The 13,314-nt window shown below is 67.7% G+C and carries 12 protein-coding genes; 7 read left to right on the forward strand and 5 right to left on the reverse strand.

The features are described 5' to 3' along the window. Positions 1–315 precede the first annotated feature (315 nt). Positions 316–987 (reverse strand): RadC family protein, encoded by a 672-nt coding sequence (gene radC, locus VGU65_RS05875; protein ID WP_327473737.1) that lies wholly within the window; start codon positions 985–987, stop codon positions 316–318. A 97-nt stretch (positions 988–1,084) separates the two neighbouring features. On the opposite strand from radC, the gene coaBC reads away from it, so the two are divergent. Genes coaBC through VGU65_RS05890 form a run of 3 tightly spaced genes read left to right on the forward strand, consistent with a single transcriptional unit; the run spans position 1,085 to position 5,055 of the window. Beyond that, positions 1,085–2,290, forward strand: coding sequence for a bifunctional phosphopantothenoylcysteine decarboxylase/phosphopantothenate--cysteine ligase CoaBC (gene coaBC / locus VGU65_RS05880; protein WP_327473739.1), 1,206 nt, complete (start codon positions 1,085–1,087; stop codon positions 2,288–2,290). Next, positions 2,287–2,742, forward strand: coding sequence for a dUTP diphosphatase (dut, locus tag VGU65_RS05885; protein WP_327473740.1), 456 nt, complete (start codon positions 2,287–2,289; stop codon positions 2,740–2,742). Before coaBC ends, dut begins: the two co-directional genes overlap by 4 nt. Positions 2,743–2,766: 24 nt before the next feature. Further along, complete coding sequence (locus tag VGU65_RS05890; protein WP_327473742.1) at positions 2,767–5,055, forward strand: phosphomannomutase/phosphoglucomutase; 2,289 nt, start codon at positions 2,767–2,769, stop codon at positions 5,053–5,055. A gap of 73 nt (positions 5,056–5,128) precedes the next feature. Here VGU65_RS05890 and VGU65_RS05895 read toward each other — a convergent pair whose 3' ends face one another. Further along, positions 5,129–5,764, reverse strand: a complete 636-nt coding sequence (locus VGU65_RS05895) for a DUF4124 domain-containing protein (protein WP_327473744.1) — start codon at positions 5,762–5,764, stop codon at positions 5,129–5,131. 110 nt (positions 5,765–5,874) lie between these two features. After that, positions 5,875–6,522 (reverse strand): orotate phosphoribosyltransferase, encoded by a 648-nt coding sequence (gene pyrE / locus VGU65_RS05900; protein ID WP_327473746.1) that lies wholly within the window; start codon positions 6,520–6,522, stop codon positions 5,875–5,877. 75 nt (positions 6,523–6,597) lie between these two features. Here pyrE and VGU65_RS05905 point away from each other — a divergent pair, with 75 nt between their 5' ends. From VGU65_RS05905 to VGU65_RS05915, 3 genes are all read left to right on the forward strand, one after another. After that, positions 6,598–7,368 (forward strand): exodeoxyribonuclease III, encoded by a 771-nt coding sequence (locus VGU65_RS05905; RefSeq protein ID WP_327473748.1) that lies wholly within the window; start codon positions 6,598–6,600, stop codon positions 7,366–7,368. Beyond that, entirely contained in the window at positions 7,358–8,656 is a 1,299-nt protein-coding gene (locus VGU65_RS05910) for an AmpG family muropeptide MFS transporter (protein WP_414655799.1), read from the forward strand. Before VGU65_RS05905 ends, VGU65_RS05910 begins: the two co-directional genes overlap by 11 nt. A 125-nt stretch (positions 8,657–8,781) precedes the next feature. Beyond that, positions 8,782–9,075, forward strand: coding sequence for a hypothetical protein (locus VGU65_RS05915; protein ID WP_327473750.1), 294 nt, complete (start codon positions 8,782–8,784; stop codon positions 9,073–9,075). Between the two features lie 21 nt (positions 9,076–9,096). On the opposite strand, the gene VGU65_RS05920 is transcribed toward VGU65_RS05915, so the two are convergent. Then, positions 9,097–10,224, reverse strand: coding sequence for an anhydro-N-acetylmuramic acid kinase (locus VGU65_RS05920; RefSeq protein WP_327473752.1), 1,128 nt, complete (start codon positions 10,222–10,224; stop codon positions 9,097–9,099). A gap of 11 nt (positions 10,225–10,235) precedes the next feature. Further along, positions 10,236–11,678: an OapA family protein gene (locus tag VGU65_RS05925; RefSeq protein WP_327473754.1), complete on the reverse strand. Its 1,443-nt coding sequence runs from the start codon at positions 11,676–11,678 to the stop codon at positions 10,236–10,238. A gap of 177 nt (positions 11,679–11,855) precedes the next feature. Here VGU65_RS05925 and tyrS point away from each other — a divergent pair, with 177 nt between their 5' ends. Further along, positions 11,856–13,067, forward strand: a complete 1,212-nt coding sequence (tyrS, locus tag VGU65_RS05930) for a tyrosine--tRNA ligase (RefSeq protein ID WP_327473756.1) — start codon at positions 11,856–11,858, stop codon at positions 13,065–13,067. Positions 13,068–13,314 lie beyond the last annotated feature (247 nt).

Consider the following 13,314-nt stretch of genomic DNA (forward strand, 5'->3'; position numbering starts at 1 on the left):
CGTGATCTTAGATTCGACTGGTCCCGTAAAGCGCTTGTAAAGAGAACAAACCTTTTAAAACAAGTACTTGCAATGCAAGTCTTACCTTTTCAGGAAGCTTCGGCCCGGCAGGCCCGATGGGGCCGAGTTGTGCATAAGTCGCGCGGCTTGTTTTGGCGCCTGTCAAGTAGTGTGATCGTGGTCATGTTCCGGTCACACGCAGGGGGCATGCTTCGCTGGCGCTCGCTTATCCCCCGGGCGCGTCCAGGGCGGCACGCATTCCCCGGCGTGCCGCCCTTTTTTTGCCGGAGCGGCGGTCGACCCCCGGGCCGTCGTTTACAACAGTCCCCGTTCGGCCATCGACACCGGCGCGCCGTGGCCGATCACCAGGTGGTCAAGCACGCGCACGCCGACCAACTGCAGCGCTTCGCGCAGCTCGCGGGTGATGGCGCGGTCGGCTGCGCTGGGCTCGGCCGTGCCGCTTGGGTGGTTGTGGGCGAAGATCACCGCGCAAGCGTTGTGCTTGAGGCAGGCGCGCACCACCTCCCGCGGGTGCACGCTGGCGCCGTCCACGGTGCCGCGGAAGAGTTCCTCGAAGGCGAGCACGCGGTGCCGGTTGTCCAGGTACAGGCAGCCGAACACTTCGTAGGGCAGGTGGCGCAGGCGGGCGGAAAGGTAGTCGCCGCTGTCGCGCGGGTTGCCCAGGCTGGGCAGCGCCTGCAACTGTTCGGCCAGGCTGCGGCGAGCCAGTTCCAGCGCGGCCATGAGGCGTGCGCGCTTGGCCGGGCCCAGGCCGGTACTGCGCAAGGGCTGGTCCGGGCGGCCGAGCAGGGCGCCCAGGCCGCCGGCCTCCTGCAGCAGCTCGCGGCCCAGTGCGATGGCGTCCTTGCCGGGCACGCCACTGCCCAGCAGCACGGCCAGCAGCTCGGCGTCGGACAGGACGGCGCTGCCTTTGTGCAGCAGCTTTTCGCGGGGGCGTTCACCGCTGGGCCAGTGGCGGATGCTCATCGGGCCATCCTGCCTACCGTAGTGCGACCGCAGGCAGCGGAGCGTCCGGACGATTCCGGTAAGCTAGCGCTCCGCCCGATTGTCAGGCCCGCCTTACATGAGTCTTGCGCAACGTCGCCTCCTGCTCGGCGTCTCGGCGGGTATCGCCGCCTACAAGTCCTGCGAACTAGTCCGTCGTCTGCGCGAGCAGGGCGCGCAGGTACGTGTGGTGATGACCGAAGCCGCCACGCACTTCGTTGGCGCCACGACGTTCCAGGCGCTGTCCGGCGAACCCGTGCGCGTATCGCTGTGGGACGAAGGCGCCGAGGCGGCGATGGGCCACATCGAGCTGGCGCGCTGGGCCGAGCGGGTGCTGATCGCGCCGGCCAGCGCCGACATCCTTTCCCGCCTGGCCCAGGGCCGGGCCGACGACTTGCTGACCACGTTGTGCCTGGCCAGTGACTCACCGTTGTTCGTGGCGCCGGCGATGAACCAGCAGATGTGGGCGCATGCGGCTGTGCAGGCCAATCTGGCCACGCTGCGCGCCCGTGGCGTCACGGTGCTGGGCCCGGCCGCCGGCGAGCAGGCCTGCGGCGACGTCGGTTCGGGCCGCATGCTCGAACCGCTGGAACTGCGCGACGCCCTCGCCGCTTCGTTCGGGAGCGGCGCGCTGGCCGGGCTGCGCGTGGTCGTGAGCGCAGGCCCGACCTACGAGGACATCGATCCGGTGCGCTTCATCGGCAACCGCAGTTCCGGGCGCATGGGGTTCGCGGTGGCGCAGGCGGCAGCTGCGGCCGGCGCCGAGGTGACGCTCGTCGCCGGCCCGGTCGGCCTGGCCACGCCGGCGGGCGTGGCTCGCCGCATCGATGTGCGCAGCGCCGCACAGATGCACGAGGCGGTACGCAGCGCGGCGGCAGCGGCGGACATCTACGTCGGCGCGGCGGCGGTGGGCGACTATCGTCCGGCCCAGGTGGCGCCGCGCAAGCTCAAGAAGCGCGACGGCGCCCCGCTGGTGCTGGACCTGGCCGAGAACCCGGACATCCTGATGGCACTGGTCGCCGCCACGCCGCATCCGTTCCTGGTCGGCTTCGCTGCCGAAACCCATGACGTCGCGGCCTACGCGCAGGACAAACTCGCCCGCAAAGGACTGGACATGATTGCCGCCAACCGCGTCGGCGAGGGCCTGGGCTTCGAGGCCGACGATAACGCGCTCAGCCTGTATTGGCCGGGCGGTGGCGAGGAGTTGCCGCGTGCCTCCAAGCGTGAACTGGCCTCGCGGCTGGTCGAGCGCATCGCGCAGCGCTACCGGGCCGCGCGCGCATGATCGACGTCGAGCTGAAGATTCTCGACCCGCGCCTGGGCGGCACCATCCCCTTGCCCGAGGCGGCGACCGCCGGCAGCGCCGGCATGGACCTGCGTGCCGCCATCGATGCACCGCTCACCCTGGCGCCGGGCGAGAGTGCGCTGGTGCCTAGCGGTATCGCCATCCACATTGGAGATCCCAACTGGTGCGCGCTGATCGTGCCGCGCTCTGGACTGGGCCACAAACATGGGCTGGTGATGGGCAACCTGGTGGGCGTGATCGATGCCGATTACCAGGGGCCGCTGATGATTTCCTGCTGGAATCGTGCCGGCGCGCCGTACACCATCGGCGTGGGCGACCGAATAGCGCAGTTGCTGCTGGTACCGGTAGCGCAGGCGCGGTTGCGCGTGGTGGCGCAGTTCGCGCCGACCGCCCGTGGCGCGGGGGGGTTTGGTTCGACAGGCATCAACTGAAGACGGGCTGCAGTCGGGGGCGAGATGGCAAGAAAGATCGCGGGAGATGCGTGGCTTCGGCTGTTGCCGCTGGCTGGCGGCACCGTGCTGTTGCTGCTGGGCCTGTTTTGCGCATGGCAGACCTGGCTGATCGCCAGCGAAAGCGGCCAGGTGGCGCGGGTGCACGCGGCGCAGGACCAGGCGGTGCAGTCGCTGGCGGCCGAGATCGCGGACGAGCACAACCGTATCGCTCAGGCGGTGGCCGCTGTGGGCGTGCAGGGCGACCGCGCGCAGCTCGCCGCGGCGCTGCGCGCCAGGCTGCCTGCGGCACTGGAGGTGGAAGTCTACAGCGCCGCCCTGGACGAGGTGCTGCACGCGAACTACCGCGAGTTCGGCTATGCCAAGGCGGCCCAGCTGATGGCGGCCCAGACCAGTGATGGCAATCCGCCGGTGCAGACCGTGACCACGCACGGCCAGCGGCGGTTGAGCGTGGTGCAGCCGATGGGCCCGGCGGCACGCCCGCTGGCGTGGGCCTGGGTGGAACTCCCATTCACGCCGCTGCAACGGCGATTCGAGTCCATTGCGCCGGGTAACGGCCGCATCGATTTGCATCAGGGCGACGACCGCGGTGCGTTGAGCCTGCTTTCGCGCGGGGTGGCTTCGGCCCAGCTGGAGGATGATGCCAAGCCCGTGCCGGGCAGCAGTTTCAGTGTCGCCGCCGCGCTTCCGGCTGCCTTCATCGTGCTGCCGCGCATCTGGTCGCTGGCGGCGTTGCTGGCACTGGCATGCATCGTCGGCGGCCTTTACCTGCTGTGGCTGCGCGCCCGAGCGCCAGCGCAGCGAGAGATTCAACCGAAGGAGATCATGGTGTCAGACGTCACTCCAGCCAAGCCCCAACCGGCTCCGCCGGTGGTGCGCCCCGCGGCGAAGCCGCCCGCGGCCAGCCCCGCCGATGCGATCGATCCGAGCATCTTTCGCGCCTACGACGTGCGTGGCGTGGTCGGCAAGACGCTTACCGCGCGGGTGGCCCACCTGCTGGGCCAGTCGATCGGCACGTTGATGCGCGAGAAGGGCCTGTCCGAGATCGTGGTCGGTCGCGATGGCCGGCTGTCCGGTCCTGAGTTGGCCGGCGCGCTGTCCGACGGCTTGCGCGAGGCGGGCATCGACGTGATCGACGTCGGCGCAGTGCCGACGCCGGTGGTGTACTTCGCCGCCTACCGCTTCAACACCGGCAGCGGCGTGGCGGTCACCGGCAGCCACAATCCGCCGGACTACAACGGCTTCAAGATCGTGGTGGGCGGCGAGACGCTGTCCGAAGGCGCGATCCAGGACCTGTACCGGCGCATCGCCAGTGGCGCGCTGGAGGATGGCGGCCACGGCGGCTTGCGCCATGTCGACGTGGTTCCCGACTACATCGAGCGGATCACCTCCGACGTGCAGGCCGAGCGTCGTCTCAAGATCGTGGTCGATTGCGGCAACGGCATTCCCGGCGCGGTCGCACCGCAGGTGCTCGAAGGCATCGGCTGCGAGATCATCCCGCTGTACTGCGAGGTGGACGGCACCTTCCCCAACCACCATCCGGACCCGTCCGATCCGCACAACCTGGAGGACCTGATCCACGCGGTGCGCCAGACCGGAGCGGACATCGGCGTGGCCTTCGACGGCGACGGCGACCGCCTGGGCGTGGTGACCCGCGAAGGCGAGATCATCTTCCCCGACCGCCTGCTGATGCTGTTCGCGCGCGACGTGCTCTCGCGCCAGCCGGGCGCCACGATCATCTACGACGTCAAGTGCACCGGGCATCTGAAGGGCCAGGTACTTGAGGCCGGCGGCAGCCCGCTGATGTGGCGCACCGGCCACTCGCTGATCAAGGCCAAGATGCGCGAGACGCAGGCGGAGCTCGCCGGCGAGATGAGCGGCCACTTCTTCTTCAAGGAGCGCTGGTATGGCTTCGACGACGGCATCTACGCCGGCGCGCGGCTGCTGGAGATCCTTGCCGGCGACCTGGAGGGGCGCACGCCGGTGGAGATCTTTGTCACGTGCCCGAAGGGTGTGTCCACGCCCGAGCTGAAGATCGAGCTCAAGGAAGGCGAGCACTACCGCTTCATCGAGAAGTTCAGGGAAAAGGCCAGCTTCGGTGACGCCACCCTTGTGACCATCGACGGCGTGCGCGCGGACTGGCCGGATGGCTGGGGCCTGGTGCGCGCCTCCAACACCACGCCGGTGCTGGTGTTGCGCTTCGATGCGGACAACCCGGCGGCGCTCAGGCGGATCCAGCAGGCCTTCCGCGAGCAACTGTTCCTGGTCGATCCGGGTTTGAAGCTGCCGTTCTGAGTAATCCGGCGGGGCGGCTGAAGCCGCCCGTGCAGCATCGCAGGGTGGGCCAGCCTCCTTGCGATGCGCGACGCTACTGCCGCTGTTCTTCCTGTGCCTTCTTCAGCGCGCGGTAGTGATCCAGCTGCTGCGCGGCCGTCTTCTGGGCGTCGTCGCGGCGGTCCTGCTGGCGCTCCAGCGTGGCGTGCTGGCTGGCCACCACGTTGCGCTGCTCACTGATGCTGTCGGTGAGGTACTTGGGGACCGGCTTCTTGGCGCGCTCCAGTTCGGCCGCACGGCCGAGCAGATCGGCCAGCGTCTTCTCCTGGCTGCGCAGGTTGATGCGGGTGGTGCTGATCTGCTGGTCGATGGAATTGATTTCTTCCTGCTGCGCCTGCCGCAGCGCCGCCTCGTCGCCGTAGGCGTTGAGCATTTGCAGGTCGGCGCGCTTGCGCGCGTCTTCCGCACGCAGCCGGGCGGCCTGCTCGGCGGCCACCTTGTCGGCCGCGGCGCGCTCCTCGGGGCTGAGCTGGCGCTCGACATGGCGTACCACCATGCCCTGGTCGTTGACCAGGTCATAGCCGTACTTCATCGCCTCCGCGGTGAGGCTGTCACTGTAGTGCGAGAGGCCCTGGCCATCGCGCCAGTGGTAGCGGACACCGGCGCCTTGGGCGTAGGTGGTCAGGACCGTCGCCATGCTGATGGCGGCGGCGTAAACGAACTTGCGCATGGATAACCCCCTCCTGGCGGCCAGTATAGCCATCGTGCCGATGCCGCCTAAAGCGTGGATGAAGGCCGCTGCCGGGCGTGTGACGCCGGTCGCCACACGGCAGCCTGCGCTTACGAGTCCACGCCGTAGCGGGAGCGGTAATCGAGCAGGCGGGCGTGCTCGGCCGCCAGCTCTGGCCGCTCGCCGGCATAGGCGAGCACGTCTTCCAGGCCAGTGATCGCGACCACCGGAATGCCGTGGTCGCGCGCGACCTCTTGCGCGGCGGACAGTTCGCCCTGGCCGCGTTCCTGGCGATCCAGGGCGATCAGCACGCCGGCCGGCGTCGCGCCCTGGGCCCGGATCAGCGCGAGCGACTCGCGCACGGCGGTGCCGGCGGTCATCACGTCATCGACGATCAGCACGCGGCCCTTGAGCGGCGCCCCGACCAGCACGCCACCCTCGCCGTGGTCCTTCGCCTCCTTGCGGTTGTACGCCCACGGCAGGTCACGGCCGTGCCGCGTGGCCAGCGCGATGGCGGTGGCAGCGGCCAAGGCGATGCCCTTGTAGGCGGGACCGAAGAGCATGTCCACGGCCAGTTGCGAGCGCACCAGTGCTTCGGCGTAGGCATCACCCAGCCGCGCCAGCGCGGCGCCGGAGTCGATCCTGCCGAGGTTGAAGAAATACGGGCTGTGGCGGCCGGACTTTAAGGTGAATTCGCCGAAGCGCAGCACGTCGCGCGAAAGGGCCAGTTCGATGAAGTCGCGTTGATGGGGTTGCACGGGGTTTCCAGGGTCGACGGCCGGAGGGCGCTTGTGGCTATTATCCATCGCTTCCCGCACGACGAGCCGCACCGCATGAGAATCATCACCCTCAACGCCAACGGCATCCGCTCGGCCGCCAGCAAGGGCGTCTTCGACTGGCTTCGCACGCAGCAGGCCGACGTGGTCTGCCTGCAGGAAACCAAGGCGCAGGAGGACCAGCTCGGCGACGCGATGTTCCGCCCCGACGGCCACCACTGCTTCTACCGCGACGCCACCTGCAAGAAGGGCTACAGCGGCGTTGCGATCTACGCGCGGCGGGAACCGGATGCGGTGCTCACGGAATTGGGCTGGGAGCCCTTCGATTGTGAGGGACGCTACGTCGAGGCGCGTTTCGGCAACCTATCGGTGGTTTCGCTCTACGTGCCTTCGGGCTCTTCCGGCGAGGAGCGCCAGCAGTTCAAGTTCAAGGCGATGGACTTCCTGACGCCGATCTTCGATCGATGGCTCAACAGCGGCCGCGACTATGTGATCTGCGGCGACTGGAACATCGTCCATACCAAGAACGACATCAAGAACTGGACTTCCAACCAGAAAAACTCCGGCTGCCTGCCGCAAGAGCGGGCCTGGCTGGACCTGCTGTTCCACACTCGCGGCTGGGTCGACAGCTTCCGCGCGATCAAGCCCGAGGCGGTCGAGTACACCTGGTGGTCCAACCGCGGGCGTGCGCGCGAGAACAACGTGGGATGGCGCATCGACTACCAGGTCTGCACGCCCGGACTGCGCGAGCGCATGCTTGGCTGTTCGGTCTATCGCGAGCAGCGCTTCTCCGACCACGCGCCCTACACGGTCGACTATGCCGACTGAACCGGGCGCCCCGGCGCCGCCCAAGCCCCCGATCTGGCGCGCATTCGCGCAACCGGCGGCGGGTACGATGGCGTTGCTGGGTTTTTCCTCGGGCCTGCCCTTCCTGTTGGTTGCCGGCACGCTGGCGTATTGGCTGAAGGAGAACGGCATCAAGCTGGCCGACATCACCATGATCGCCAGCGCCGGCATGACCTACGCCTTAAAGTTCCTGTGGGCGCCGCTGCTCGATCACTGGCGGCTGCCGGGTTTCGCGCGCCTGGGACAGCGCCGCGGCTGGCTGCTGTTCGCCCAGCTCTGCGTGGCCGCCGGGCTGCTGGCGATGGCGCTGCTGACGCCGGCGCAGCTGGTGCCGTTCGTGGCGGCCACGCTGCTGGTGGCGTTCTTCGGCGCCACCCAGGACGTGGCTATCGACGCCTACCGCATCGAGATCGCGCCGCCGGAAGCGCAGGGCGCGCTGGTGGCCACCTATGCGCTCGGCTATCGCATCGGCTTGCTGCTGGCCGGCGCGGTGGCGCTGATACTGGCCGATCACCTGCCCTGGCGCGTGGTCTACCTGGTCATGGCCGCCGCCATGGCCATTCCCCTGGCGACCACCCTGCTAGCGCGTGAGCCGGACGTGCTGCGCGCACGGCCGGCGAGCTGGCGCGCGGCCATGCGCGAGAGCGTGCTCGACCCGTTCGCCGATTTCTTCCGCCGCTACGGCGCGCTGGTGGCCGGCGTGATCCTGTTGTTCATCCTGCTGTTCAAGATCCCGGAGCAGGCGACCATCGGCGGCATCATGAGCCCGTTCTACCGGGACATGCAGTTCTCCAAGACCGAGATCGGCGCGATCACCAAGATCTACGGTGTCTGGATTGGCATCGTCGGCGTATTCATCGGCGGCGCGGCGGTGGCCCGTTGGGGCGCGTGGCGTACGCTGGGCGCAACGGCGGTGCTCTGCGGCTGTAGCAACCTGTGCTACCTGACGCTGATCCCGCATCCGGGCAACGTCGCAGTGTTGACCCTGGTGATTTCCGCGGAGAACCTCACCCTGGGCATGCTGGGTCCGCCAGCGGTGGCGTTCCTGTCGATGCTGGTCAACCGCCAGCACACCGCCACCCAGTACGCGCTGCTGAGCTCGCTGGTGAACCTGCCGGGCAAGCTGCTGGGCTTTTTTGCCGGCGGCATCGCCACAGCCGCCGGATACGCAGGCTATTTCGTGCTCACCGTACTGGCGCTGATCCCGGCCATGCTGCTCTACGCGGTGCTCTGGCGGCGCATGCGTGCGACCGAGCAGGGCGACACCTAGGCCCTGCACCGTTTTCGCCGGCTCGTGCGCGGCTTGGCGGAACCGGTCGCCCGGCCTACTGCAAAGCCGCCGGTTCTGTGCCACCATGCCTCGCCACCTGGCATGCACGACACGGAGCGACGCACGTGCCGGACCTCGTCATACGCCATATCGACAGCATGATGGCCGAGCGCATCAAGGCGCTCGCGAAGGATCGCCATTGGTCGATCAATGACGTTGTACTGCACGCCTTGCGCCATGGCCTTGGCTTGAGTTCCGCAGGGCAGATCTCCAGCGAGACGCTGTTCGATCCGAACAGCCTGGTGCTCGGGGGGCAGTGGGACTTGGCCGAGAAGGCGGTTTTCCAGGAGGCGCTGCAGGCGCTCTCCCTCACGCGGCCCACGCAGCTGGCGCCTGCGAGCGCGCCCACGCTGGGCTAGCTGCAGGCTGCGTCCGTCCGGTCAGTCTTGGGGTGCCAGATATAGCGCGCCCAGGACGCGCCGCCCCCGCGCGCCAGTCACCGTGGGCAGGTTGCCCGGCAGGCCCAGGACGCGTTGGCGGGCGAGCCAGGCGAATGCGGTCGCCTCCAGATGATCCGGGTCGATGCCGCAGGTTGCGGTGCTGGCCAGTCGGCTGGATTCTAGATATCGAGCCAGTCGCTCCATCAGCCGGGGATTGTGCACGCCGCCGCCGCACACCAGCACATCGTCGGCAGTGGGCGCATGGATGTGGATCGCATCGGCCACGCTGCGAGCCGTCAACTCCAGCAGGGTGGCTTGCACGTCGGCCGGCGACAGGGTCGCCACGCGCGACTGGCGCATCAGCCATGCCAGATGGAAGTGCTCGCGCCCGGTGCTCTTGGGCGGGCTGAGCGCGAAATAGGGATCGGCCAATAGCGCCTCGAGCAAGGCCGTATCGACCCGACCCGTGGCCGCGAAGGCGCCGTCGCGATCGAACGGCTCGCCGCGGTGTTGCAGGCACCAGGCATCCATCAGGCCGTTGGCCGGTCCGGTGTCGAAGCCGAGCACCTGGCCGCCGGCATGCAGCACGGTGATGTTGGCGATGCCGCCCAGGTTCAGCACGACGCGGGTGCGCCCGGGCTGGCCGAGCAGCATGGCGTGGACGGCAGGCAGCAGCGGCGCGCCCTGGCCGCCGGCGGCCACGTCTGCGCGGCGGAAATCGGCCACCACGTCGATGCCGCACTGCTCGGCGATCACTGTTGGGTCGCCCAGTTGCAGGGTGAACGGCGCCTCGCCGCCAGGCCGGTGCCGCACGGTCTGCCCGTGCGAGCCGATGGCCCGCACCTGCGACGCCATCGTGCCGCTGGCCTGGAGCAGGGCTTGGGCGGCGCTGGCGAAGTGGCGGCCGACGGCAACGTCCAGCCGGCCATAGGCATCCAGGTCGAAGGCCGCCAGATCCTGCGCCACGGCGAGCACGCGTTCGCGCAATGCGTCCGGCCACGGGTGCGTGAACGCCGCGACCAGCCGCGGCAGGCCCTGCTCGAAGGAAACCAGGGCCGCGTCGATGCCGTCGGCGCTGGTGCCGGAAATCAGGCCCAGATAGAGAGCCGAGGCGTCATCCTGGCGCAAGGCGCTGGCCGTCAGTCGTCGTTGCGCGTAGTCGAACCGAGCTGGGCGAGCTTGATGCTCGCGTCCATGGTCTTCAGACGCGCCAGCTGCGGGCGCACGACCTGGCTCTCGAAGCGCGCCAGCTGCGCGGCCGGCAGGGGCTGCGGCTTGGGCAGGGTGACCGTCTGCGGATCGCGCTGCGTACCGTTCACGCGGAACTCGTAGTGCAGGTGCGGCCCGGTGGCCAGGCCGGTCATGCCGACGTAGCCGATCACCTGCCCCTGACTCACGTGCTGGCCCACGCGCTCGTTGGCGAAGCGCGACATGTGGCCATAGGCGGTGCTGATGCTGCCGTTGTGCTGGATCACCACGAAATTGCCGTAGCCGTTCATCCAGCCCTTGAACTTGATCACGCCATCGCCCGCGGCGTGGATCGGGGTACCGATGGGGGCGGCGTAATCGACACCCTTGTGTGCGCGCATGCGGCCGAGGATCGGATGGAAGCGCGCGGCGCTGAATGTCGAGGAGATGCGGGTGAAGTCCACCGGAATGCGCAGGAACGATTTCTGGATCGGACGACCGTCCTCGCTGAACCAGCCATAGTGCCCGTCATCCTTCTTGAAGCGGTAGGCGGTGTAGCGGCGCCCCTGGTTGACGAACTCGGCGGCGACTATGTCGCCTTCGGCGTAGTAGCTACCGTCGCGGTAGACATCGTCGTAGATCACCGTGAAATTGTCGCCTTCGCGCAGATCCTGCACGAAATCGATGTCGTACTTGAACAGGTCGGCGAGCTTGCCGACCATCGCCTGGCTCATGCCGGCCTTGGCCGCGGCGGCATACAGCGAACTGGTGATGGTGCCGTGCGCCACGTGCTCGCGGGTTTCCATCGCGCGCGGCTGAACCGCCAGCGTGGACTGCCCGCCATCGAAGCGCACGACTGCGCGGTTGGCCTCGTCCTTGTCGAAGCGGATGCCCCGCAGGCTGCCGTCGCCACCCAGCAGGAAGTCGAACTCCTGGTGCGGACGGATATTGTGGAATGCGCCTCTGGCCGAGCCGGCCGCGTCCATCACGCGCTGCAGGTCGGTGAGGCTCAGACCCTGATCCTTGAAGATGTCCGACAGCGTCTGTCCAGGTTGCACCTGCACCACCCGCCAGTCTTCCATCGCCGGGGCGGGCAAGGTCGTGACGTCTGCCTTTGGCAGAGTGAGCGGAAGCAGCGTGTGCACGGCCGGTTCGGGCGCGGGCCGCATCGCGCTGGCCCAGGCAGGCAAGAAGATGCCGGATAGCGCGGTCAGCAGCAGCGCCGTACCGGCCAGCACCCAGCGCTCGCGATGCCAGTTGATGGGCTCGGCTTCGCCGTGACGACTGAAGGACCAGTGCGAGCAACGTTCGTAGAAGTGCATGTGGCGGCGCTGCGCCTTGCGGCGGATAGCCTGCTTGCGCGCCGCCCGCGCGATCTGCTCGCCCTCACCCATGCTCGTTGCCCCGCGCTACAAAGTACTCAGGCGTCGTACCTTAGCGGCCGCGTATAAAGGGCGTCAACGCCTTTTCTTTCAAGGATTTGCGCTGGTTTTCTGATTAACGCACAATTAACGCCATTTTGTGAACGGCGGCCCGTTGCCCCCGTCGAACCGATCCGGATAGAGGACACCATGAACGAGCTTGAGCAGGCGCTGGCGACCATTGCCCGCGGCGCCGACGAGATCATCAAGCAGGAGGAGCTGAGCGAGCGCCTGAAGGCCGGCCGGCCGCTGCGCATCAAGGCAGGCTTCGACCCCACCGCGCCGGACCTGCACCTGGGCCACACGGTGCTGCTCAACAAGATGCGCCAGTTCCAGGACTTGGGGCACCAGGTGATCTTCCTGATCGGCGACTTCACCGGAATGATCGGCGACCCCACCGGCAAGAACGTCACCCGCAAGCCGCTCAGCCGCGAGGACGTGCTGAAGAACGCCCAGACCTATGCAAGCCAGGTCTACAAGGTGCTCGATCGTGAGCGTACCGAGGTGCGTTTCAACAACGAATGGTTCGGCAAGATGTCTGCCGCCGACATGATCAAGCTGGCCGCGCAGCACACCGTCGCGCGCATGCTCGAGCGCGACGATTTCGCCAAGCGCTACGCCGCGCAGCAGCCCATCGCCATCCATGAATTCCTGTATCCGCTGGTGCAGGGATACGACTCGGTTGCGCTCCGAGCCGACGTCGAGCTCGGCGGCACCGACCAGAAATTCAACCTCTTGATGGGTCGCGCCCTGCAAGAGCACCACGGGCAGCCGCCACAGATCGTGTTGACCATGCCGCTGCTCGAGGGCCTGGACGGTGTGCATAAGATGTCCAAGTCGCTGGGCAACTACATCGGCATCGATGAGCCGGCCATCGATATCGTCACCAAGACGATGAAGATTGACGACGTGCTGATGTGGCGCTGGTTCGAATTGCTCAGCTTCGAGGTTTCATTGCAAGAGCTCGAGCGTATGAAGCACGACGTCGCGGTCGGCGCACTCAACCCGCGCGACGCCAAGCTGCGCCTGGCGCGCGAGTTGGCTGCCCGCTTCCACGACGCCGCGGCGGCCGACCAGGCCATCGCCGGATGGCATGCCGTGGTGCGTGGCGAAGGCGACACGTCGCTGCTGCCCTGCAATGACATCGCCGTGGGCGCCGAAGGCCTGCGTCTGCCGGCGCTGCTAACGGCCGCGGGGCTTGCCGGCAGCAACTCGGAGGCGAACCGCAAGCTCAAGGAGCGCGCGGTGCGTATCGATGGCGAGGTGGTCCAAGATGCCTCGCACATGTTCGGCGCTGGCTTCGAAGGCGTGCTGCAGATCGGCAAGCGCAATTTCGCGCGAGTGAGGTTGGTCGTCCGCTGAGCACTAAAAGGCTGTGTTCGCTTGCCTTCGACAGACGCCGTCTTTATCATTCGCGGCCCGTCGCCCACTCCCCTTTCGGCTGACGACTCCCTCGGTAGAAAAACAACACACGAAGGTGTTGACGGGCAGAGAAAGGGATGTAGAATGGGCGGCTCACCCGGGACGAAAGGTCTCGGGGCGATCTGAAGAAAGGATCGCAAGTGATTGATCTTTGACAGTGTGCGCAGGTGACTTGTGTGGGCGCCTT

Source organism: Frateuria sp. (assembly GCF_035943815.1).
Taxonomy (GTDB): Bacteria; Pseudomonadota; Gammaproteobacteria; order Xanthomonadales; family Rhodanobacteraceae; genus Frateuria_A.